General features: G+C 57.1%; 22 protein-coding genes and 1 pseudogene. 16 read left to right on the top strand and 7 right to left on the bottom strand.

Annotated elements, in window-relative coordinates:
• Window positions 1-537: 537 nt before the first annotated feature.
• Window positions 538-1239: a glutathione S-transferase family protein gene (locus AO065_RS21660; protein ID WP_004882863.1), complete on the top strand. Its 702-nt coding sequence runs from the start codon at window positions 538-540 to the stop codon at window positions 1237-1239.
• A 250-nt stretch (window positions 1240-1489) separates the two neighbouring features.
• Window positions 1490-2053 (top strand): TetR/AcrR family transcriptional regulator, encoded by a 564-nt coding sequence (locus tag AO065_RS21655; RefSeq protein ID WP_004882862.1) that lies wholly within the window; start codon window positions 1490-1492, stop codon window positions 2051-2053.
• Window positions 2054-2375: 322 nt separating this feature from the next.
• Here the strand turns inward: AO065_RS21655 and AO065_RS21650 are convergent, their stop codons facing one another.
• Window positions 2376-3347: a LysR family transcriptional regulator gene (locus AO065_RS21650; protein ID WP_004882861.1), complete on the bottom strand. Its 972-nt coding sequence runs from the start codon at window positions 3345-3347 to the stop codon at window positions 2376-2378.
• A gap of 102 nt (window positions 3348-3449) precedes the next feature.
• On the opposite strand from AO065_RS21650, the gene AO065_RS21645 reads away from it, so the two are divergent.
• The 4 genes from AO065_RS21645 (at window position 3450) to AO065_RS21630 (ending at window position 7459) form a co-directional block, all read left to right on the top strand.
• Window positions 3450-4553 carry an alkene reductase gene (locus AO065_RS21645; RefSeq protein ID WP_032651205.1) on the top strand — a complete coding sequence of 368 codons (1104 nt, stop codon included), beginning with the start codon at window positions 3450-3452 and terminating at the stop codon, window positions 4551-4553.
• A gap of 142 nt (window positions 4554-4695) precedes the next feature.
• Entirely contained in the window at window positions 4696-5079 is a 384-nt protein-coding gene (locus AO065_RS21640; protein ID WP_004882859.1) for a nuclear transport factor 2 family protein, read from the top strand.
• Window positions 5080-5284: 205 nt separating this feature from the next.
• On the top strand, window positions 5285-6304 hold the full coding sequence (locus tag AO065_RS21635; RefSeq protein WP_004882858.1) for an alpha/beta hydrolase: 1020 nt from the start codon (window positions 5285-5287) through the stop codon (window positions 6302-6304).
• Window positions 6305-6652: 348 nt separating this feature from the next.
• Complete coding sequence (locus tag AO065_RS21630; protein ID WP_004882857.1) at window positions 6653-7459, top strand: hypothetical protein; 807 nt, start codon at window positions 6653-6655, stop codon at window positions 7457-7459.
• Between the two features lie 149 nt (window positions 7460-7608).
• Here AO065_RS21630 and AO065_RS21625 read toward each other — a convergent pair whose 3' ends face one another.
• The gene (locus AO065_RS21625; protein WP_032651210.1) at window positions 7609-8265 is read right to left on the bottom strand and encodes a glutathione S-transferase; all 657 of its coding nucleotides are present in this window, start codon (window positions 8263-8265) and stop codon (window positions 7609-7611) included.
• 192 nt (window positions 8266-8457) lie between these two features.
• On the opposite strand from AO065_RS21625, the gene AO065_RS21620 reads away from it, so the two are divergent.
• Window positions 8458-9033 (top strand): TetR/AcrR family transcriptional regulator, encoded by a 576-nt coding sequence (locus AO065_RS21620; RefSeq protein ID WP_004882855.1) that lies wholly within the window; start codon window positions 8458-8460, stop codon window positions 9031-9033.
• Here the strand turns inward: AO065_RS21620 and chrA are convergent.
• Complete coding sequence (gene chrA, locus AO065_RS21615) at window positions 9030-10388, bottom strand: chromate efflux transporter (protein WP_004882854.1); 1359 nt, start codon at window positions 10386-10388, stop codon at window positions 9030-9032. The two genes, AO065_RS21620 and chrA, sit on opposite strands and share 4 nt — an antisense overlap.
• A gap of 46 nt (window positions 10389-10434) precedes the next feature.
• Window positions 10435-11103: a GntR family transcriptional regulator gene (locus AO065_RS21610; protein ID WP_074454585.1), complete on the bottom strand. Its 669-nt coding sequence runs from the start codon at window positions 11101-11103 to the stop codon at window positions 10435-10437.
• 253 nt (window positions 11104-11356) lie between these two features.
• Here AO065_RS21610 and AO065_RS21605 point away from each other — a divergent pair, with 253 nt between their 5' ends.
• The 9 genes and pseudogenes from AO065_RS21605 to AO065_RS21565 all read left to right on the top strand — a co-directional run bounded on the left by AO065_RS21605 (window position 11357) and on the right by AO065_RS21565 (window position 21445).
• Window positions 11357-12589, top strand: a complete 1233-nt coding sequence (locus AO065_RS21605) for an NRAMP family divalent metal transporter (RefSeq protein WP_004882852.1) — start codon at window positions 11357-11359, stop codon at window positions 12587-12589.
• 18 nt (window positions 12590-12607) lie between these two features.
• A complete protein-coding gene (locus AO065_RS21600; RefSeq protein WP_004882851.1) occupies window positions 12608-13378 on the top strand; it encodes a LamB/YcsF family protein in 771 nt (256 codons plus the stop codon).
• On the top strand, window positions 13375-14169 hold the full coding sequence (locus AO065_RS21595; RefSeq protein ID WP_004882850.1) for a putative hydro-lyase: 795 nt from the start codon (window positions 13375-13377) through the stop codon (window positions 14167-14169). The genes AO065_RS21600 and AO065_RS21595 overlap by 4 nt, the downstream gene beginning before the upstream one ends.
• A 9-nt stretch (window positions 14170-14178) precedes the next feature.
• Window positions 14179-15780, top strand: coding sequence for a 5-oxoprolinase subunit B/C family protein (locus AO065_RS21590; protein WP_004882849.1), 1602 nt, complete (start codon window positions 14179-14181; stop codon window positions 15778-15780).
• A complete protein-coding gene (locus AO065_RS21585) occupies window positions 15777-17513 on the top strand; it encodes an ATP-binding protein (RefSeq protein ID WP_004882848.1) in 1737 nt (578 codons plus the stop codon). The genes AO065_RS21590 and AO065_RS21585 overlap by 4 nt, the downstream gene beginning before the upstream one ends.
• Before the next feature lie 152 nt (window positions 17514-17665).
• A complete protein-coding gene (locus AO065_RS21580; protein ID WP_032651200.1) occupies window positions 17666-18907 on the top strand; it encodes an OprD family porin in 1242 nt (413 codons plus the stop codon).
• Between the two features lie 336 nt (window positions 18908-19243).
• Window positions 19244-19612, top strand: coding sequence for an antibiotic biosynthesis monooxygenase family protein (locus AO065_RS21575; protein ID WP_004882846.1), 369 nt, complete (start codon window positions 19244-19246; stop codon window positions 19610-19612).
• 81 nt (window positions 19613-19693) lie between these two features.
• A pseudogene (locus tag AO065_RS21570) lies at window positions 19694-20557 on the top strand (NADP-dependent oxidoreductase); the annotation flags it as partial.
• Window positions 20558-20734: 177 nt separating this feature from the next.
• On the top strand, window positions 20735-21445 hold the full coding sequence (locus AO065_RS21565; protein WP_004882844.1) for a tRNA (adenine(22)-N(1))-methyltransferase: 711 nt from the start codon (window positions 20735-20737) through the stop codon (window positions 21443-21445).
• 115 nt (window positions 21446-21560) lie between these two features.
• Here the strand turns inward: AO065_RS21565 and AO065_RS21560 are convergent, their stop codons facing one another.
• The 3 genes from AO065_RS21560 to AO065_RS21550 are packed head-to-tail and all read right to left on the bottom strand — an operon-like array spanning window position 21561 to window position 23308.
• Window positions 21561-22076, bottom strand: coding sequence for a hypothetical protein (locus AO065_RS21560; RefSeq protein ID WP_004882843.1), 516 nt, complete (start codon window positions 22074-22076; stop codon window positions 21561-21563).
• Window positions 22073-22807 carry an alpha/beta hydrolase family protein gene (locus AO065_RS21555; protein WP_004882842.1) on the bottom strand — a complete coding sequence of 245 codons (735 nt, stop codon included), beginning with the start codon at window positions 22805-22807 and terminating at the stop codon, window positions 22073-22075. Before AO065_RS21555 ends, AO065_RS21560 begins: the two co-directional genes overlap by 4 nt.
• 3 nt (window positions 22808-22810) lie before the next feature.
• Entirely contained in the window at window positions 22811-23308 is a 498-nt protein-coding gene (locus tag AO065_RS21550; protein ID WP_032651196.1) for a PAAR domain-containing protein, read from the bottom strand.
• Window positions 23309-23568 lie beyond the last annotated feature (260 nt).

Here is a 23568-nt window from a genome sequence, read left to right as displayed (position 1 = left end):
CGGAATGTGAAGGGCGCGGTTTGAAAGACCACTTGCTTCGGGGGGGGGGGCGTGTCAGAGGGCTTGGGAAATGCACTCTGTGAAACCCCGACGCCCGACATCAAGTGCATGAAAATTGTCGGGCGAACCCTCTAACGGGTTGGTTCAACGCTGGGTCTAAGGCTTCAGGATGTAGCCTTCACCACCACTCCACTGCTGAACCTGGCTTCCGATATCGAGGAAAACTTATCGAAGATGTGCGTGCCGCCTTGCTCTTTGGGTTGGTCTGCTGGGAAGTCTCCTGTGTAGTGCCAACTGGCATCGGCGTATTTCATGGGGCTCCGTTGGGGGGGCTTAGGTTTGGTCTGGGAAGTTTAACTTGCTGGGTTTTGCCGGTGAAGCGAGCGATCCACCTCAATCGAACCAGTGCAGCGAAAGAATCTCAAAAATATACCTAACAAGTGTTAGGTAGGGGTTGACGGGCACTGAGTCGATCGCTAAAGTCTGGCTACCTAACGGTAGTTAGGTAAGCCAGCCACCCCATCTGCAGGAACGACCATGACTACTAAACTTCAGCTCTTCACTTCGCCTTCGGCCTTTCCGAATCCACAGCGTCTGCGTCTGTTCATGCACGAAAAGGGCATCGCTGACCAGTTTGCCGAGACCATCTATGACATGTCCCCTGTAGGGGAACAGCGTGGCTGGCGTCATTTGAATATGAACCCGTGGGGCGAAACACCCACCCTTCAACTGGCCGACGGTAGCTACATTTCCGAAACGGCTGCCATCGTTCGTTATCTTGACCAGGAGTATCCCGGTCGCAAGATTATGGGGGCGACCGCACTGGAACAGGGTCTGGATAACATGTGGGATAACCGGGTGTGGGTGCACATCCTGTACCGCATCGTTACAGCGTTCCACGTGTTGCACACCGGACTCGGCTTCAAGCTGGAACTGACCAAAAACGAGGCTTGGGGCGAACACTGCCGTAAGGAAGCTTTGGCTCACGCTGCACTGGTCAACCGTCATCTGTCAGACGGCCGCGAATGGCTGCTAGGCGGCGACGCCCCGACCTTCTCGGATATTACGCTGGCGACCGCGATCGCCTTCTCGAAATTCCCGGTCAATGCCACTCCACTGGACGAGCGTTTTGAGTTTCTGGATGCGTACTGGCAGCGCTGGGCAAAACGTCCAAGCTTCCAGGCTGCCTACGCTGATCGCAACAGCGGCATTCCTGAACTGGATTCGCCAGCCCAGTAATAACCTGTCAATGGAAACTCCGTACGCCGAGATCGCCATACCCTTGGCTTTCTCGGTGCCCGTGACGATCTCGGTAGTGTCGGCTGTCGGTGAAGCTTACGGAAACATGATGGAACGCCTTGTGCTCGAGCGACCCAAGTCAAGTCGGCCTCACTGTTCTCCACTTACAATCTACCTGTCTCACGGTAGGCCTTTGCTGTAAATTAACGTTCCCTATGTGAGAGATCGTCCCAGGACGAAAGGCACCAGAATGAGCGTCAACTCCAAAGAAGCCATTTTGTTGGCGGCCAAGAGAATTGCCCAATCGCAGGGCTACAATGGTTTGAACTTCCGCGACCTTGCGCAAGATGTTGGTATCAAAGCGGCGAGTATTTACTACCATTTTCCAAGCAAAGCCGATCTGGGTATTGCCGTTGCCAAACGATATTGGGAGGACGGTGCGCTTGCGCTCGAGACGATCGAATCTGAAAGCCCGTCTCCAATTGACGCTTTGCGTCGCTTTCCGGAAATCTTCAGAAGATCGCTTGAGTCCGACAATCGTCTCTGCCTGGGCAGTTTCATGGGCGCTGAAACCGATACCTTGCCCATTGAGATGACAAAAGAAATTCAGACTTTTGCTGAGGTCAATATTGCATGGCTACGCAAGCTTCTATTGGCTGCGAAGGTGTGCGAATCAAGTGAGAGTGAATTTAGAGCACGTGCAATTTTCACAGCTATTGTCGGTGCCCAGCTCTTTGCCAGAAGTCGCTCGGATATCTCGCTTTTCGATGCCTTGGTCGATTCATACCGCGCATTCGGGCCTCTGCCAGCGTAGCAACTGACAGCAACTCGCTCATGCCTTCAATCCCCTTTGGCACATACGGTGGAAGCTGGATCAGAGGCGCCGTTTATGACGGCTCGGGCGTCAACATCACTGAGGCCTCGTCCCAGCAGCCTACTCACTGCGGTTGCCTGGAATGACACGAATCCGCGAGCGTCATTCCATCGGAACAGTTTGAAAAGCATTGTCAGCATTCAGACGGCTGACCGAACATGAGCGGTTCTGAGTGCTAGCCATCGGCAAAAGTGAACGTAGTAATCATTCATAGCGTTGAAAACTCGATATTTCTGAACAAGCCGCACCTGGGAAAGTTAAATCAAAATCTCCCAACCTCGTTAGCACTACGCATGAAATCAACAAACGCACGCAGCTTGCCTGGCATGTGTTTACGATGCGGGTAATAAAGGTGAAACGCATCGTCCATACCGCTGTGCTGCTTCAATACCTGACGAAGCGTACCGTTTTCCAACTCTGGCCTTGCGAAGTCCTCGAAAACGAAACCAATGCCCTGGCCTTGTATCGCGGCATCAAGGACGGATCTCATTTCGTCAAAGATAAAACGCCCTTGAACATCGACTTGAACCATTTGCCCGCCATCTTCGAACTTCCATTCAAAGAATCGTCCACCCACTGAATACCGCTGGCGAATGCAGTTGTGCTTCAGCAGTTGCTCCAGTGTCTGGGGCTCAGCCAAGGTGCTGAAGTAATCCGGCGCTGCCACCACAATTCTTTTTTGTGTCGCTCCCAACTGTACCGCGACCATGTCGTTCTGCACTCTTTTTCCCATGCGCATGCCGATATCGAAACCGGCATTGACGATATCGCCAAGTTGGTTATCCAGCGATACCTCGACGTTGATCAGTGGGTATTTCTCCATGAAGGCGGTCAGATGCGGTTCGATCAGGATGCGGTATGCAACGTACGACGAGTTGAGGCGCACTGTGCCAGAGGGTTGATCCGTCACGAGCGAGACTTGTGACAAGGAGTCTCTGATCAAGGCAAGCGCAGGTGCCAATGCCGCGTTCAATGACGCGCCGGCCTCGGTCAGGCTCACACTGCGTGTTGTGCGATTGAACAGTCGCACATTGAGTTGCGCTTCCACGCTTTTGATCGTGCGTGATACCGCTGTGGGCGTAACACCGATTTCTGCGGCGGCGCGAGCGAAGTTCAAATGTCTGGCGGCCGCCTCGAACGTTAAAAGACCGGGTAAATGCACCGGCGGTAGAGGCAGTGAATCGTCAACGCCCTCAGCACGCGTCGGGCTCTGCATTATGACTTTTTTGCTCATACTGTATCCATGCTTATGGCTATTTACGTCATTATCATTAACCACCATAGTTGATGCAGCAAGGATTTTTATCCGGCAAAACAGTTATCACTAGGAATCACAATGACACCCAACAGCCCATCAACGGACCTTTTCACGCCAATGGCCTTAGGCGCCTTATCACTGGCCAACCGCATTGTCATGGCCCCGCTAACGCGCAGCCGCATGGGGCCAGAAGGCGTACCCAACGAAATGCATGCTCGCTACTACGCACAACGTGCCAGCGCTGGTTTGATCATCAGTGAAGCGACCAATATTTCCCCGCAAGCGCGGGGGTATGCGTTGACGCCAGGCATCTGGACTGAAGAGCACGTAGCAGGCTGGAAGCTGGTAACAGATGCGGTGCATGCCGCTGGTGGACTTATTGTTTGCCAACTGTGGCATGTGGGGCGCTTCTCGCATGTGGACCTGCAACCCGACGGCACGGCACCGGTAGCGCCATCGGCGATTAAAGCCGAAGGCCAGACCTTTACTGAAGAGGGGATGATGGACGTCTCCATGCCGCGAGCGCTGGAAACATCCGAGATCCCAGGCATTATCGAGCAATACCGACACGCCGCCGCATGCGCAAAACGTGCAGGCTTTGATGGTGTGGAAGTGCACTCTGCCAATAGCTATTTACTCGATCAGTTCCTGCGCGACTCTACCAATCAGCGAACCGACCAATATGGTGGTTCGATTGAGAATCGCACGCGACTCACGCTGGAAGTCACTGCTGCAGTCGTCGAGATCTGGGGGCATGAACGGGTTGGCATTCGTCTATCGCCCGTGACGCCAGATGCAGGCAACACGCCCTTGGACAGCCAGGTAATGCACACCTATGGCTATCTGATCGAGCAACTGAATCGCTTCCAGCTCGCCTATATGCATTTTGTCGAGGGCGCTACCGCTACGTCACGCACTGTTCCCGAAAACGTTGATCTCGATGCGTTACGTGCACGCTTCAAAGGACCCTACATCGGTAATAACAATTACGACATCGAACTCGCCGTTACCCGCCGTGCTGAAGGCAAGGTCGACGCAGTGGCTTTCGGTCGCCCGTTTATTGCCAATCCGGATTTGGTGCGCCGATTGAAGGAAGGTGCAGAACTCACTGTTGCGCCCCGCGAAACTTATTACGGTAACGGCGCAAAAGGCTACACCGACTGGCCGACGCTCGCGGGATAAGCCAACTGGGCAACACTTCAAAAGCCAGACCTTGGCCCCAGCGCTTGGCGCCGCTATGGGGGGCGCAGGGGGTGATCTCAATACCCGCCAAAAGTAACCGGTCTTTTTAACACGACTCGAATTAACTACCAGGAGTACAAACATGAACAAGCCTACTTATGTGCAGGAATATCAGGCCATCACTGAGGTACTGAACAAATACAACGAAGGCTGCAAACAGGCCAAAAGCAGCATCATGAAGCCCGCTTTCAGCGAGCAGGCAACGATGTTCAGCGTCGATGGTGACGGCAAGCTGGCCGGCGGCCCGATTCAGACATTGTTCGATGGCATTGACAGCGCGTTCCGCCCGTCTCCTGAAGCTCAAGGTGCAATCGTCAATATCGACATCGTAGGCACCGCTGCCAGCGCACGCATCGACACCAATGACGTATCGGGCTTCTGCTTTACGGATTTCTTTAACCTGCTGAAGGTCGACGGCGAGTGGACGGTGGTCAGCAAGATCTTCCACACCCATGTCGCGCCTTGAATATCTGACTTCCTTGGCCACGCGGCAGATGAGGCTTCAACCCTATCTGTCGTGTTTTTCTTTGCAGCCGAGCGGGGCTGCAACTATGCGTCCGGCACAGCGCCCGAAATCCGCTGACTTCGTTCGCCTGACCGCAGGCGCAACAACGTAATTTAACAGGCCGCTATTTAATGACGCACACACTCAGGCGTTAAAAGGAAACATCATGAAGCCTCTAACCTCCGCTTTCGCCCTTTCGGTCGTTGCTCTGGCGCCTGGTAGCGCCTCTACAGCCGAACGGGCTGGCGTAGAACACAACGTGGCAAAATTCCTGCAATCCCTTGAGGGCGGACAGACGCTCGACAGCATGTCGTCGACCGATGCCCGAGCCGCGCTGGCGGGTGCCCAGGCCGCCTCCAACGTGGCCTTGCCGGAAGCGGAGGTCAGCGAGAAGACGATTCGTGTCAATGACAGCGACCTGCAACTGACCATCGTGCGCCCGGTCGGCAGCCAACAGAAGATCCTGCCCGCATTCATGTACTTCCACGGCGGCGGCTGGGTGCTGGGCGACTTCCCAACGCACGAACGGCTGGTGCGTGACTTGGTTGCGGGCTCTGGCGCGGTGGCGGTATTCGTTAACTACAGCCTGTCGCCTGAGGCGGGATACGGCGTTGCCATCGAGCAAGCCTATGCCGCAACCAAATGGGTGGCCGAGCATGGCCAGGAGATCAATGTCGACGGCAACCGTCTGGCCGTAGCGGGTAACAGCGCAGGTGGCAACCTGGCCGCAGCTGTAGCCCTGATGGCGAACGATAAAGGTTCACCTGCACTGCGGTCGCAGTTATTGCTGTGCCCGGTTACGGATGCAAACTTCGACACGCCGTCGTACAAGGAATTTGCCAATGGCTACTTCCTGACCAAAGACCTCATGGCGTGGTTCTGGGACAACTACACAACCGACGCCGACGCACGCAAGCAGATTTACGCATCGCCGTTGCAGGCGACGCTAGAGCAATTGAAAGGCCTGCCGCCGACGCTAATCCAGACGGCTGAATTCGATGTCCTGCGCGATGAAGCCGAATCTTACGGCCACAAGCTCAACGCTGCGGGTGTGCAAGTGACGTCGGTACGCTACAACGGCATGATTCACGACTTTGGGCTATCGAACGCGTTCAACCATCTACCGGCAGCGCAAAGTGCGATCGCGCAAGCCTCGCAAGAACTCAAGGCGAACCTAAGCGAGTGATTGCAAAACCGATGAAAGCGCGTGGTGGCAACGCGGCGTCATTCATGACAAAAGACTCAACATTCGTTTTATCGCGAGGCTACAGCTGCACACCTATCTGGTGATGTCCCTGCCTTTTTTGCAACTGAACATTAATAAGCGCATTCAATCCTTAGTTAGAAGAAGCTAGTCGATATTCATGGAAAGATCGCTTTCAGTCTGCCCAGCTATAGCCGATGAGCTGCAAACATCTCGAGACTACAGCCCTCGCACCTACGGTGTTCCGGTTTACGTCGTTTGCCTGAGCCTTAAATTTCAGAAGTTTCCGATATATAATGCGCGCTACTCGATAATGAGTTCAGGATAAATATGTTAAGCGAGGAAGTTGTGCAAATTCTTACCGTTTCAGATTTCGAAAAAATGGCCGTCAGGTATTCAGCGTTATTCCACTTCCGCTCACTCAAGGACGGTCCGAAAAATATCGCGTACTGGATATCGGTCGTTTTCTTTGTCCTCACGCTGCTTTTTATGTTCAGCAGCATCGGTGTTTCGATATCAGGAGGTGAGCCAAGTACACGTCTGGCTATGATCGCTGTTCTTTTTGAGCTTCTCGGATTGGTCGTCTGGGTGGTTTTTTATGAGCCTGTGTACAGGTCTGACAAGCTTAAAAGGTCGGGAATTCCCGACTCGCTTTGCCAAAAACAGGACAGGGAGACTGTCAAAAGTATCTGGCTTAAAAAGAACCTGTTTGTCTCGCCTGACAAGTATCTTGACGTGACGAAAACCTTCTACGAGGTCCAGGGAATGCTGGTTGAGTCCAGAAAGAACAGGCAGCTGGGTGATCGGTTCCTGATGGGATTCTTCAGCCTTAAGCCGCTTCAGAGCGTGCTTTCCATTCCTGTTATTTTGGCTTTGCTGAATTTTGTTTTGAGAGTTCCAGGCGTCGAGTTCATGACGGCGAACATTGATTTTTCAGAGCTTGCAGGCAATGCTGCAAAATATTCCCTCACCCTTTTCCTTATCGCAATTACCCTGGTTTTTTCTATTGGAATGTTGTTGACGATGGTTGTCGGTATATCGGAGTTAATCGGTGAGAGGTATCGAGGTAAATGTGCTGACCTGACCAAAAAAAGGTTTGTCAGGGCTTTGCTCGAGCGGGCGGACTTGGCAGGTTAGGTGCTACGCCGGGGGCCGATTGAATTCGACCCAAACCCAAGTGCCGCCCACTTTTATGGGCGGCACGTGGCGTGGCACTCACCGATTGAGGTGTCCGCATACAGTCAATCACTGCCTTGCGTCCACCCGCCGTCTCATTAGTAACCTACTCAGCCCTTCGGCCTGCCACTCTCAACCATCTCTTTCCACGTCTTCACACTCGGCCGTTCCTGCATGCGCACATGCCATTCGCGCAGTGCGGTGCATTCTTCAGGTACCGCGAGTTTCACCAGCGAAGAAAAGATCATCCCGCCCAGCACGGCGATGTCGGCCATCGAAAACTTTTCGCCTGCAACAAAAGGCTGGTGCTTGAGCAGTTCATCGAAATAACGCATGCCTCTTACAGCCTTGTCGCGCATGCGGTTGCCCCATTCGGCGTTCTGGTACAGCTCGACGTCTGGACCCAGTCCCGGGGTGGCATGGTGGAAGTAGGTGCTGACGGCGTCGAGAAATTCGATTTCCGCGCGTTTGGTCATCATGTGGATGAGGCCTTTTTCGACAGGCGTTTCGCCGGTCAGGTCGGGGCTGCCCACCAGGGAGTCAAGGTATTGAGTGATGGCGGTGCATTCGGCGATGAGGGTGCCGTCGTTCAATTCCAGTACGGGGAGGGTGCCTGAGTAGTTGACGGCGAGAAATTCCGGTTTCTTGTGTTCGCCTGTCCACAGGTTGACGGACACGAACTCGATTTTCGAGAGCAGGCCTTTTTCGGCCAGTGCGATGCGTACACGCGCCGGGTAAGGGCCGTCGTACCAGTCGTGGATTTTCATCATTGGGATGTTTGCATGGGTAGAAGGTGCAGTTGCATGTGTCATGGTCAGTTACCTGCCTGTCAGTTGGTAGGTAAAGGTTGCGCGCTCGATTCGAGCCTGTCAACCCCTGCCTACCAGTTGGCAGGTAAAGATTTTTGCGAGTAGAATCGCTGGCAATGATGAGATGACTGCACAAGCGAGGAGCCACACGTGAGCGAGAATGCTCGAGAAGCCATATTGGCCGCTGCGAAAGGCGCGGCTCAGGTACACGGCTACAGCGGAATCAATTTCCGCAGCATCGCCGACACCGTGGGGATCAAGAACGCCAGCATTTACTACCACTTCCCCAGCAAGGCGGATCTAGGGGCAGCGGTTGCCAGACGCTACTGGCAGGATACGGCTGCCGTGCTTGAGGCGATTCGTGACGAGAACACCGATCCGACACGCTGCCTGCAGCTGTATCCGTCGATCTTTCGCATTTCGCTGGAGAACGGCAACCGGCTGTGTCTTTCCAGTTTCATGGCGGCCGAATACGAAGACCTGCCTGAGGAAGTGAAGAGCGAGGTCAAGGCGTTTGCAGATGCCAACGTGGCATGGCTTGCTCAGGTGCTGGCTGATGCGGGACTGGGAAGCGCAGAAAAATGCGAACGCCGTGCGCGTGCCATTTTCACTGCTGTGGCCGGGGCGCAGTTGATCGCCCGAACTCGCCAGGACATCAGACAGTTCGACGACCTGATTCTCGATTATCAGGAAGCCGGGCTGATCTCAATACCACCCGTTAGCTAGCGCAACAGGTGTACCGCCACCCCTGTAAGCGCACACGTGATCAGCACTTGTATGACGCCTCGTTTGAAGCGAAACAGGGCGATGGCAGCGGCAGTGGCAATCAGCGCTGAGGGCCAGTCGATCCGGCCTTCGAAGCCTTGGGGCCACAGCACGTGGTAGCTGAAGAAACAGGCGAGGTTGAGGATGACCCCGACCACCGCGGCGGTGATGGCAGTAAGCGGGGCGGTCAGCCTGAGCTCATTGTGGGTCGATTCCACCAGCGGACCACCCGCCAGAATGAACAGGAACGAAGGCACGAAGGTGAACCAGGTCACCAGCGCGGCGGCGACCGCACCTGCCAGAAATACCTGATCTGGCCCGAAGACCTGCATCACGTAGGCACCGACAAACCCGACGAAGGCCACCACCATGATCAACGGTCCCGGCGTGGTTTCACCCAGTGCCAGCCCGTCGATCATCTGGGTCGGGGTCAGCCATCCGTAATGGCCGACTGCGCCCTGATAGACATAGGGAAGCACCGCGTAGGCACCGCCGAAGGTCAGCAAGGCCGCCTTGGTGAAGAACCAGCTCATTTGCGTCAGGGTGCCGGTCCAGCCGAAAAGGCCGGTCAGTATTGCCATGGGCAGCGTCCACAGCACCAGACCGATCACGATCAGTTTTATCAGCTTCGAGGCACTGAATCGGGCGTGCTCGGGCGTTGGTGTGTCGTCATCGATCAACGCCGGACCAAAGGACCTGTCCGCTGCCTTGTGCCCTGCAGCGCGGAAATACTCTGGCGCTAGGCGACCTCCTGCGTAGCCGATGACGGCAGCGGCGAGCACGATCAAGGGGAAGGGCGCATTGAGGGCGAAGATGGCAGTGAACGAAGCGGCTGCTATCGCCCATAGCGCATTGTTCTTTAATGCTCTTGAACCGATCCGATGAGCCGCCTGCACCACGATAGCGGTCACGGCGGGTTTGATGCCGTAGAAAAGTCCTGCCACCACAGGAACATCACCCAGCGCGATGTACACCCACGACAGCGCGATCAGGATGAATAGCGAGGGCAGCACGAACAGGGCGCCGGCGATGACACCGCCCCAGGTCCGGTGCATCAACCAGCCGATGTAGGTCGCCAGCTGCTGCGCTTCGGGGCCAGGGAGCAACATGCAGTAGTTGAGCGCATGCAGAAACCGGCGCTCGGATATCCAGCGTCTGCGTTCCACCAGCTCCTGATGCATGATCGAAATTTGCCCGGCCGGACCGCCAAAGCTGATGAAGCCCAGCTTGAGCCAGAACCGGAACGCTTCGCGAAAGCTGACGGGTTCCGGGGGGGGAATGTCTTGTTCAACACGTGACGGGCCGACTGTGTTCACCGGCGAATTCCTCAGGACGTTTCAGGTCGCGCCAATGGTAACGGGCTTACCGTTTCAGGCTGCGCTCATACGCAGCCAGTACCGTCCGCTCCGATTGCACCAGATACGACTCAAGCATCTTGGTGGCCTTTTCCGGCTCTCCCGCTTCAACGCACTCAAGAATCCCGGCATTCATATCGATGTACGGCACGTGCAGGAATTCCGGCGCGTTGAGCAACCCGAAGGCCAGCCGCAGCTCCGCCGAAATCTGTCCGTAAAACACCACCAGCCGCGGGCTGTCGGCCAGTTCGACAATGCCCTGGTGGAACATCATGTTGGCGGTGCCCACGGCCACCCAGTCCTTGGCTTCACGCGCTCGCACACTGGCGTCGACCGCTTCACGCATGCGCAGCGCTCCGGGGTGCTGCGGATAGCCTTGGGCGATGGCATTGCATTCGATGAAGCGGCGCACGCGGTAGATGTCGATGATTGAAGCCATGTCCGGCTCGGCAACCGTCACGCCGCGATTGGGTTCGTGCTTGAGCAGGCCTTCGCGCGTCAGCACCCTGAACGCCTCTCTCAGCGTATTGCGCGAGATGTCCAGATTCTCGGCCAGTGCCGCTTCGGACAGGCGCTGACCTGGAACCAGCTCGCCTTCGACCAGCATCCTGCGAATTTCTTGAGTGATGGATTCTCCCAGCGTACGGGCGGGAGAAGGGGGTACTGCGTCGTTCATAAGGGGTCCAGGGTGGGAAAAGCCGCGACGATATTCCCTGAGAGCTTAGTGCGTGGCAAGAAAGAAGCGCGCTGTGTGCTTCATTAGGTAGCGCCTCTGGTTCCTGAAGTAACAAGTTGGTGCAATTGAGTGATCAATAGAGATATGATTGTTCAACAATAAGTCCGCTTGGCACCTACATTTCAGACTGATTGGTTGAGTCTTGGCATGCTCATTGCTCTGCTCAGGTATCACTCACCGTAGGAATGTTGCCGTGACACAGACCACTCAAGAGTTTACGAAAGCCCGGCGCGCTTCGTTGATCGCCGCAATATTCATGATGGCGACGTCCGCCATCGGTCCAGGCTTCCTCACTCAGACGGCGACCTTCACCGCCACGCTGGGTGCTGCGTTTGCGTTCGGCATTCTGGCGTCGATCCTGATCGACTTCGTCGTGCAGCTGAACGTGTGGCGTATCGTGTCGCTGACCAAAATGCGCGCGGCCGATCTGGCCAATGCTGCCATTCCGGGCAGTGGTTACTTGCTGACGGTGTTGGTGCTGTGTGGTGGCCTGGTGTTTATGCTGGGTAACATTGCCGGTGCAGGTCTGGGCTTGAATGCGCTGACCGGCCTTGATCCCAAGTGGGGAGGCGCCTTGAGTGCGCTGCTCGCCATTGCAATCTTCTCGTCTCATCGCGCAGGCGTGGCGATGGACCGCATCATGATGGGGCTGGGCATCCTGAAAATATGCCTGATCGTGTTCGCCTGCTTCGCGACCCATCCTCCGCTGGGCGAAGCCCTGCGTCAGTCGGTGTGGCCTGACTTCATCGACTTTGCATCGATTACGACCATTGTGGGCGGCACGGTAGGCGGTTACATCACCTATGCAGGCGCTCACCGTCTGCTTGATCGCGGCACCGTTGGCGTAGAGAACATTCAGGCCGTATCCCGCGCAGCACTGACCGGTATTCTGGTCACTGGCATCGCTCGCTACATATTGTTTCTCGCTATTCTGGGTGTGGTGGCAAGCGGCGTGGTTATCGACGTGTCTGGCAAGGGCGCAAACCCTGCCGGTCAAGCCTTCCAGGCGGCAGCAGGTGACGTCGGCATGATGATGTTCGGTCTGGTGCTATGGGCGGCGGGTATCAGCAGTGTGATCGGCGCGTCTTATACGTCGATGTCCTTCATAACGGTGTTCTCCAAGAAGATCACTGAGCGCGCTCGTCACCTTGCCACCGTGGCTTTCATCGTCATCTGCATGGCGGTGTACCTGATGATCGGCAAGCCGCCAGCGGCACTGCTGGTGTTCGCAGGTGGTTTCAACGGCCTTATCCTGCCACTGGGCCTGAGTATTTTCATGTACGTGGGCTGGGCCCGGTCTGACCTGATGGATGGCTACCACTATCCACGCTGGTTGCTGGTGCTGGGTATTCTGACCTGCCTGCTGTCGTGGTTCATGGCTTACAAATCGGCAGGCGCCATCTTTGCCTTCATCGGCGCGGCCTGAACCAAAGGAGATTTTCTGATGCGTGCAATTGACCTTAACAGCGACCTGGGAGAAAGCTTCGGCGCCTGGAGCATGGGCGACGATGCGGCGATTCTCGAAGTGGTCAGCAGCGCCAACGTGGCGTGCGGCTTTCATGCCGGCGATCCGGCCGGAATACTGCGCACGCTGGAAGCCGCCGCAGCGCGGGACGTGGCCGTCGGTGCCCACGTGGCCTACCCGGACCTCGTGGGCTTCGGTCGGCGCAACATGGATGTGCCGGCCGATCAGCTCACCGCCGATGTCATCTATCAGATCGGCGCGCTTCAGGGTCTGGCCCGTAGCGCCGGGACGACAGTGACCTACGTCAAGCCTCACGGTGCGCTCTACAACACCATTGCAGGCGACCCGGTTCAGGCGGCTGCGGTGATTCAGGCGATTTTGCGTATCGACCCGCAGCTCAAGCTGGTCTGCCTCGCCAATTCGAAGCTGCTCGGCTGGGCGCGTGACGCGGGTCTGTCCTGTGTGTCCGAAGCCTTTGCGGACCGAGCCTACACCGCTCAAGGCACGCTGGTGTCCCGCTCGCATCCCGGCGCCGTGTTGCACGATGTCGAGCTGATCACCGAGCGCATGTTGCGTCTGGTGCGCGATGGCGTCATCGAGGCCGAGGACGGCAGCCTGATCGAGCTTGAAGCCGATTCGATCTGCGTGCACGGCGACAGCCCAGGCGCGGTCAACATCGCCCACGCCCTCAAACAACGTCTGCTTGAAGCAGGGGTCAACATCCGTGCATTTACCCGAGGTCAACCATGAACTCCTTGAACGACGCCCGTCAGTCAGCCATTGCCGCACGTGCCCGGTATCGCGAAGGCATGGTGTCTCCCACGGCGGGCCATGCACCGGGTCTGACCCAGGCGAACATGATCTGTCTGCCGCGTGAGTGGGCCTACGATTTTCTGCTGTTCGCCCAGCGCAATCCTCAGGCCTGTCCGATTCTGGACGTCACCGAGGCGGGCAGCTACAGCACCGTGCTGGCCGAGGGCGCTGACCTGCGCACGGACATTCCGCTGTATCGCGTCTGGCGCGACGGCAAGCTGGCCGACGAAGTGACCGATGTGCGTGACCTATGGGCCGAACATACGGATCTGGTGACTTTTCTGATCGGGTGCAGCTTCACCTTCGAGACTCCGTTGCTGGAAGCCGGTATCGATGTGCGGCACATCAGCGAGGGCTGCAACGTGCCGATGTACCGCAGCAACCGCATCTGCCGTCCGGCCGGGCGCCTGAAAGGCGAGACGGTGGTGTCGATGCGACCCATCCCGGCCGATCGGGTGGCCGATGCCGTGAAGATCACCGCACGCTATCCCAATGTGCATGGCGCTCCGGTTCATATAGGCGAGCCTGGCTTGCTCGGTATCGCGGATATTTCGCGTCCTGACTTCGGCGATGCCGTTACCATCAAGCCTGGCGAAGTGCCGGTGTTCTGGGCCTGCGGTGTGACACCGCAGGCAGTGGTCATGGCGTCCGGGGTACCTTTTGCGATTTCCCACGCGCCGGGCTACATGTTCATCACCGATGTGCCCGACAGCCGCTACCACGTATAGGAGAGGATCATGCGTTTCTACCCGGTCAGCCAGGACGCGCTCCTGGTTGAATTGGCGAACCTGGACGAGACTCTTGCCCTGTTCGACTCTTTGCAGCAACAGCCTATTCACGGCGTGGAGGAACTCGTTCCAGCGGCCCGAACGGTGCTGGTGCATTTCCGTCCTGGCGCGGTCAGCCGCGAAGCACTTGCTGCGCAGATCGCCACGCGCGACGTGCACGGCAAGGCTCGCGCAGCGGGCAAGCTGATCGAAATTCCCGTGCATTACAACGGCGAAGACCTGGATGACGTCGCCCGCGAACTGGGCATCAGCCGAGAAGAAGTGATCCGCAGGCACACCGGCAGCGATTACAACGTGGCGTTCTGCGGCTTTGCGCCGGGCTTTGCGTACCTGAGTGGCGGCCCTGAATTCGTGGTGCCGCGCCGCAGCACGCCGCGCACCCGTATTCCTGCCGGTGCCGTGGCGCTGGCGGGCGGTTTCAGCGGCGTCTATCCGCAGGCCAGTCCTGGCGGCTGGCAGATTATTGGCCTCACCGACGCTCGTATGTGGGATCTGGAACGCGACGAACCGGCGTTGCTGCAACCGGGTTATCGGGTGCGCTTTGTGGACGCTGGTCCTGTCAGCGACACGGTTTCGGTGGCCACACCTGCGCGTCGCCAGGCGTCTCATGCCACTGAACATTATCTGGAAGTGCTGTCGCCGGGTTTGCAGACCCTGTTTCAGGACCTTGGACGTCCCGGTCGCGCAGGGCAGGGGGTTTCGGCTTCCGGTGCCATGGACCGGGGCGCGTTGCGCGCCGCCAACCGTGCGGTGGGTAACGACCCGGCGAGCGCCTGCCTTGAGGTGCTCATGGGCGGTCTGACCTTCACCTGTCACGGCCAGACGGTAGCAGCCGTCACTGGCGCAACGGCTGCTGTGGAAGTCCTTACTGCTGACGGCCAGCGGCTGCGTCCGGCGCTTTACACGCCGTTCGCCTTGCAGGAGGGCGATCAGGTGAGCATCGACTCGCCGTCTGCCGGTCTGCGCAATTACGTAGCGATTCGCGGCGGCTTCACGCAGGAACCGGTGCTGGGCAGCCTGTCAACCGACACGCTGGCTCAGGTCGGACCTGCGCCGCTGGCAACGGGCGATCGTCTGGGCTTTCACCACACACCGGGCGGCGCGTCGGTGTCGCTCAGCGAACAACAACCGTTCGAGATGCCTCGTTCTGATCAAGTCATCGTGCTGGACGTTGTCATGGGTCCGCGCAGTGACTGGTTCACCGCAGACGCTCAGGCTGTTCTGGCCGGGCAGAGCTGGCAGGTCACGCCGCAATCGAACCGCATCGGCGTGCGGCTGGCAGGCGATCAGGCACTGGAGCGTTCGGTTCACGGCGAACTGCCCAGCGAGGGCACGGCTGTCGGCGCGATTCAGGTGCCGCCCAATGGCCAGCCGGTGCTGTTTCTGGCGGACCACCCGTTGACCGGCGGCTATCCGGTCATTGCTGTCGTGGCGCCGCATCATCTGGACCTGGCCGGTCAGATTCCGATCAATTCCCGCATTCGCTTCAATCCGCTGGGCGCGTTCGAGCCCGTGTGCCCAGCTCTTTCAGACGAGACCAATAACCAATGAAAAAGGTTCTGATTGCCAACCGTGGCGAAATTGCCATCCGTATCGCCCGCGCCTGCCGTGACTATGGCGTGGCCTCGGTGGCGGTGTATGCCGACGCCGACATCGATGCGCTGCACGTACGCCAGGCCGACGAGGCTTATGGGCTGAATGGCGAGCGGCCTGCCGACACCTACCTGAACATTGAAAAACTGCTCGCGGTGGCGGCTCGCGCCGGTGCCGACGCTGTTCACCCAGGCTACGGCTTTTTGTCCGAGCGAGCCGATTTCGCCCGCGCCGTGATCGATGCAGGCCTGACCTGGATCGGCCCGGATCCGAGCACCATCGATGCGCTGGGCGACAAGGTCCAGGCCAGACGCATTGCCCAGAAAGTCGGCGCGCCCTTGGTGGCCGGTACGGAAGGCCCGGTCAACGATGCCAGCGAAGTGGTCGCCTTTGCCGAACAGTTCGGCCTGCCGATTGCGATCAAGGCAGCCTTTGGCGGCGGTGGTCGCGGTCTGAAGGTGGCGTGGAAACTGGATGAAGTCAGTGAACTGTATGAGTCTGCCGTGCGTGAAGCGGTGGTGGCGTTCGGGCGCGGTGAATGCTTCGTCGAGCGCTTTCTGGACAAACCTCGGCACATCGAAGCGCAGATCATCGCTGATCGCCACGGCCGGGTTGTGGTCGCTGGCACCCGCGACTGCTCGTTGCAGCGCCGCAACCAGAAGCTGATTGAAGAAGCACCTGCGCCGTATCTGGATGACGCCCTGCGTCAGCGCATTCATGACTCGGCCCGCGACATCTGCGCCGAGGCGGGCTATGTCGGTGCGGGCACCGTGGAGTTTCTGCTCAGCGCCGATGGCACGCTGTCGTTCCTTGAGGTCAACACCCGCTTGCAGGTCGAGCACCCGGTTACCGAAGAGACCAGCGGCATTGACCTGGTGATCGAGCAACTGCGCGTGGCAGACGGTTTGCCGTTGTCGTTCGAAGGCACACCGGTTCCGCGTGGCCACAGCTTCGAATTTCGTATCAACGCCGAAGACGCAGGCAACGGCTTTCTGCCGACGCCGGGCTCCATCGATCTGTTTCAGCCGCCGTCCGGTCCGGGCGTGCGTCTGGAAAGCGGCGTCGAGCAGGGCTCTCGCGTGTCGCCGAACTTCGATTCGATGATTGCGAAACTGATCGTCACTGGCGCTACCCGCGAACAGGCAATCCGTCGTGCCCGCCGTGCGCTGGCCGAGTTTCGTGTCGAGGGCGTGGCGACCGTGCTGCCGTTCCATCGCGCGGTTATGGACCATGATGATTTCACTGCTGCCGACACGTTCGACGTGCACACCCGCTGGATCGAAACCGACTTTGCCGAGCAGATCACCCTGGCTCCGCGCAGTGTTGAGTCGGCTGACCCAGGCGTGTTGCGCACCTTCGTCGAGATCGATGGCAAACGCCATGAACTGGGCCTTCCTGCCGCGCTGCTGCGTGGCGTTAGCGTGGGCGCAAGTGATGCGGTAATCGCACCGGCATCGGCCGAAGCGGTTGATCCGCACGCTGTCTTGACACCGGTCGCAGGCAATCTGCACAGCTGGGTGGTCAGTGACGGGGAAGCGGTTGAGGCCGGTCAGGTCATTGCCGTGGTGGAGGCGATGAAAATGGAAACATCGGTTCTGGCGCCTTGTGCAGGTCAACTGCAGATTACCGAACAGCCCGGAAGTTATCTGAACGCAAAGTTCCAGATCGGGCGTATCAACACAGATAACTGATCAGCAACACCTTCTTTCTGCACTAACACACAGTCGGGTCAATGGCCCGGCTGCTGCGTCGTGCTGCCAGAAATTCGCTCCACGCACCACCGCACTGCTTATAAAAATAAAACCAATCGATTCAATCTGCCCTTATCCGGAGCATGACGGGAATGTCGATCAATAAGGCTTTTTGCTTAATCAGTACTTGTGCACTTACGTATTCATCGTTGGCCTCGGCGGACTTCATTGCCGATAGCAAAGCCAGCGTGGAATTGCGCAACTTCTATTTCAACCGGGACTTTCGTAACGGACCGCCGACCGCTCAGCGGGACGCGGCGAAAGAGTGGGCGCAAGGGGCGCTGTTCAGGGTCGAGTCGGGTTACACCGCTGGCACAGTGGGGTTCGGTCTCGATGCCCTTGGCATGCTGGGCCTGAAGCTGGACGGTGGGGACGGCTCGGGCGGCACGGGGCTGCTTCCTGCTGACCTCAGCTCCAGAAACGGCCGTGGCTCGCAGGATGAATATTCGAAACTTGAGCTGACGGCCAAGGCGAAAGTCTCCGAGACGGTGCTGAAGGTCGGCTCTCTGGCGTTTCGCAGCCCGGTGGTGTCGAGCAATGATACCCGCCTGTTACCCGCTACTTTCGAAGGCGCAATGCTGACGTCCAAGGATATCAGCAACCTCAGCCTGCAGGGCGGCAAGCTTGAGCAGATCAAGTTCAACAGCTCTTCCAACTATCAGGACTTCACCGGCAACCGCATTGGCGGTACCAGTGATGATTTCACCTTTGGAGGCGGCACTTACAGTTTCAGCAAGACGCTGAGCACCAGTCTGTATTACGGCAATCTGGAAAATGTGTATCGGCAATACTACGGGGGTATTGTCTACGAGATTCCGCTTGCAGACCGACAGTCGTTGAAGTTCGACCTGCGTTATTCGAAAAGTACCGAGGACGGCAACTTCCGCAACCTCGACAACCGTGCCGCCAACGGGCAGGTGTCCTACACGCTGGGCAGCAGCGTATTCATGGCCGCGTATCAACGCATGAGCGGCGACGATCCGTTTCCTTACATCGCCAACTCCGATCCGTATCTGGTGAACTTCGTCCAGATCAACGACTTCGCCAACACCCAGGAAAAATCCTGGCAGTTGCGCTACGACTACAACTTTGTTGCGCTGGGCATTCCTGGGCTGACCTTCATGTCCCGCTATGTCAGCGGCGACAACGCACTGGTCGCAGGCCGAAACACGGGCAAGGAATGGGAGCGTAATACCGATCTGGCGTACGTTATCCAGAGTGGCTCGTTGAAGAACGTGAGCCTCAGGCTCAGGAACGCCACGGTTCGGTCCAACTTTGGCAACGATCTGGATGAAACGCGTTTCATCGTGAGCTACACCCTGCCGTTGTGGTGACAGGTTTTCGGGAAGCTCACCTCATGTAACAAACATCAGGCTGTGGGAGGCGGCTGCCGGCGATGGCGTCCGATCAGTCATGGACAGGTCGCTTTATAAAACGAATCGCCGGCAAGCCGCCTCCCACGGTCCGGTGTTTGCCGCGCGACAGCGCTACGTCGAAGATGTGGCGGCGCCTCCCACACGGTGAACAACCCGGCACCCTGGTGACAGAAACTGTCCGTCTGCCCATTTACCATGGCGCGGACAAGGCAAAATCCTGGACGAACGATTGGCGCAGCGGAGACTGTTTCTTGCCTTGGCAAATGAACCAGTAGCTGATCGAGGAAACCCATCATGTCCAGTGTCGAGCCGCTTGATCCGTCGTTTCCGTTGAGCCAACAGATGGGAATCGATGCCGCACCCATCGTATTGGTCAATGTCTGCACCCTGTCACCTGAAGATGAAGCAGCCTTTCTGGTCGCATGGGCAGCAGACGCCGCATTCATGAAACGCCAGCCCGGTTTTATCTCGACGCAGCTTCATCGCGCGCTGGGCGACAGCCCGACTTACCTCAATTACGCGATTTTCGAATCCGCACACGCCTGGCGCACCGCGTTCAAGCACCCGGAGTTCCGTGAGATCTCCAAGGCTCACCCACCGTCGGCCGTGTTTCGTCCGCATCTGTTTCAAAAAGTCGCTGTAGCCAATTTGTGCACAGCCTAGCGATTGCAATCTGTTGCCGTTGAATGACAGCCCGGACAGATCACTGTCCCGGCGGTTTTTTACGCTGTAAGAGGAATGCATATGAAAGCTGTTCAGTTCAATGAATACGGTGGCACCGAGGTATTGAAGATCGTCGACATAGAGCCACCTCGCCCAGGCGTAGGTGAAGTGCGAATCAAGGTGTTAGCCGTCGGGGTCAATCCCATTGATTGGAAGATACGGGCGGGCTATATGCATGACTTCATGCCCGTGACCTTTCCCGCCGGTGTCGGCTCGGAAGCTGCAGGCGTGATTGACGAGGTAGGTGAGGGCGTTTCAGGATTTGCGGTCGGCGATACCGTCTTTGGTTACGGACGGAATACGTTGGCGGAGCAGGCCGTGTTGAGAAGCTGGGCGCATGTGCCGCGCAGCATGCCAATCGAGGTGGCGGGTGGTTTACCGGTCATTGTTGAAACGGCGACTCGCATTCTCGACCACGTCAACATCAAGGCCGGTGAAACACTGCTGATAACGGGCGCTGCGGGCGGGGTTGGATCGGCTGCCATTCAGATCGCACTGCATCGCGGCGCAATCGTGATTGGCACGGCGAGCGCTCCAAAGCATCCGTACATTCGCAGTCTGGGCGCTGTTCCGACGAGCTACGAACCCGGCCTTACCGAAAGGGTGCGCATGTTGGCGCCGAACGGCGTAGACGCGGCACTCGACCTGGCAGGAGCCGGCACGATAGCCGAGCTGGTGGCGATTGTCGGCGATGCTGATCGTGTTGTTTCCATTTCTGACGTCACGGCCCCACAGCATGGCGCGGCGTTCTCCGGGAAATCGCTCGATCATCCCGAGCGAGCGTTTGCCGAGGCGTCGCAACTGTACGAAGTTGGATCACTCGACCTGCGCATAGAACAGACCTTCCCGATGGAACAAATCGCCACCGCGCAACAGNGGCCTGCATACGCAGGCCGCGACAGGTGTCGTATCTTCCGAGTCGCGTCGCACGGAGCACGGATCACGAAAATTGTGATTCTCTGCTCGTCCGGACGCAGACAGTTGAAATCCACGTCATACCTCGACAGAATCGCGCCCCGATCCGGCCAGTGCGTGCGGACGTTTTGATGAAAGGGGTTGCCGTTGAACGAACAGACATTGTCCATGCGTCTGGAGCGCGTGGCGGCGCACGTGCCTGACGGGGCGCGGCTGGCCGATATCGGTTCTGATCACGGCTACCTGCCGGTGGCCCTTATGCGTCGTGGCGTAATTGACGTTGCGGTGGCGGGCGAGGTGGCGGTTACACCGTTTTGCGCGGCCCTGCGTGTGGTGCGCGAAAACGGTTTCGAACAACGGATCACTGTTCGCCTGGCCAATGGTCTGGCAGCCATCGAGCCGCACGACGGCATCACCGCGATCAGCCTGTGCGGCATGGGCGGCGAGACCATTCGCGACATCCTCGAAGCGGGCAAAGCGCGCCTGAGCGGCACCGAACGCCTCATCATGCAGCCAAACGGGGGCGAGCAACCGCTGCGCCTATGGCTGATGGAAAACGGGTACCGTATCGTCTGCGAAGAAGTGCTGCGCGAGAACCGTTTCGACTATGAAATCATCATCGCCCAGCGCACCGGCCCGGTAATCTATACCGCAGAAGAGTTGTACTTCGGCCCGCTACAACTGCAGACAAGCAGCCCGGCGTTTCTGGCCAAGTGGCAGCGCTTGCTGCAGCAACGGCAGAAAACCCTGACCAGCTTCGCCAAAGCGAAACAGGGCGTGCCTGAAGAGAAGCTGCAGGAGATCGAGCGGCAGATTCTTTGGATTGAAACGATACTGAGGGTTGTCACGACCAGATGACTTTGCTTCCTGGCCTGGGGTCGGTGGTTGATCTGCGGAGGCGAAGTGTTGGACTGGAGGCTTTCGACTCGGCAACAGGTCGTTGAAAGCGTCTATGGATCTCGGGTTTTACGCTTTACCTGCTCATTTGCTCCATCATCAGCGGGGCAGGAATGGATAGCGTGTTGGTGTAATAAGTCTTGTACCCGTAAGCGGTAATGCGCACCCTGCACGGTATCGTGTCTTGCTTCGCGATCAACGGCTTTATAGCTTCATAGTCGTTCTGATTACGCTGATCACCTTCAGGGGTAGTGTAATAAAAGACAAGATCAGAAACGAAGCCGTATGAGGTTTTCGTCCGACGTGCCGCTTCTACTCTTCCCTCTGCTTTTATATTTAATGGACGTGCCGAGGAAACATCAGTGCCGTGCTCCAGAGAACATATGAGCATAGGGGTAAGTTGGTTGGCCTTCTCATAAGTACTGAATGCGTTCAGTAGATCGATATTCGACGAGAAGTTAACTGCGTAAAGATTTTTTTGGCCGGGTCCATAAGAAGATAAAGTCAGGTTGGCGGGCGGAATATCAGCCGTCTTGGTGCAGGCAGTGCACAGCAGTGCTGCAAGAAATATGAAGTTGTGCTTTTTAGTCATTGGCCAAAAATACCGTTTATGGATTCAAGAACCAGGTCGCACGCCGATTTTTTCCCCTGAACGGGTTCGATGAACATCCTGTCTGCAGAGGCGTGATGAATATCAGCGGTTTTATTCAGCGTTGTTCCGCCGGATATAATCCAGCGCTCTCCAAATTCTGCAACGCCGTCGGAGGAGTCGGGAACACTGGCGTTTGCTAAAATATTGATCCAGGTTTCAGCAATGGGCTGGGGCTCGGATTTATAAATATCAGAGCCTAGCCACACCCAAAAACCTTCTCCTACGGGGTCGAGTGTTACCAAAAACTTTATTTTGTAACCGGCCTCCGACAATATGCGCGACACGTGCGCTCCGTTCCATCCTCCAAGACTGTGGCCAATGATGTAAATAGGGCAAGATTTGTCAGGGATTTTTTTAGTAAAATACGTTTGAATGTCCCCGGCGCCTTTTGCATCTTTGTAACTTCTGAGCCAGCTGGTGTACTTTGATGACAGCCTGCTGTTGGCGCTTATTCTCTGGTCCAGAATGTTCCTGGCTCCATCGATATTGTGGAATGCACCCTGAAAGTAATATTTTTCCTGATCTGCAGCTCCGCCGATAAAGAAAACAATCGCTTTCTTTGTCGCAATCGGAACAGTTTTTACCGTGCTGTCATTTGCGGCTGTCAAGGTGTGTGTTTTTGCCAGCGTTGCTGTTTTGCCGCTCGGAAGAGTGACTTGTTCTGCCTCCATATCTCAGTCCTCCACAAAAAGCTTTATTTGTTCAGCGCAATGGGCGCTTATCATATGCGTAAAACCCATGGAGTCGCTTGCGCCATGTTCGAACCTGCCGTCCGCGCGCTGGATGGTGTAGCCATGATTAATCATCGGTTCACCGGTAGACTCGTTGATCAGTCTGATCTTGTCATTGAAGGGCACAGGCATTGGAACTAATCCACTGAACGGCGCAGGGGTGTGTGTATCCCCAATAATGACCGTCCCCGATCCGCCTATGATGACATTGCCATGGCTACCCGTACTGCCCAGCGTAGCGGCGTTCAAGCCGTTTATGAATACGGTTGAGCTTACCGTTCCTGTAATCGGGCTTCCACACGCGGATTTATCGTTGAGGCGAGCGGCAGGAAGGCCATCGAAAAATACATTGGGGGAACCGCCCACTATCGGGTTTATGCCGTGACCAGGAAGCGGGCAGCTAGTAGGGTCTGTCGCGCGTGCTGCAGGTTTTCCACTCATAAGAAATCCGTTTCAAGGTGTCGAGAAAGTGTCTAGTTAGCTACCTTAAGTGAAAGGCTTTGGCTTCTCTATTACCGCGCTAAGCTACCTGTGGAACATTGGCTAGACAATGGATATTTCAGGTCTCTAGCGACTACGGCTCAACATATGGAACCGGGAGGCGTTCCGGGTTGAGGGGGCTCAATAAATTCAGTCATGGGCCATGCGCCCCCCACCCCGGCTGGAAAAATTTTTCGATGTTGCAGTTCTATGGATTTTGT

The organism is Pseudomonas viridiflava, from assembly GCF_001642795.1.
In the GTDB taxonomy this organism is placed as follows: Bacteria; Pseudomonadota; Gammaproteobacteria; order Pseudomonadales; family Pseudomonadaceae; genus Aquipseudomonas; species Aquipseudomonas viridiflava.
Note: the sequence above shows the minus strand (reverse complement) of the source record. Positions and strands in the feature narration are given on the sequence as shown.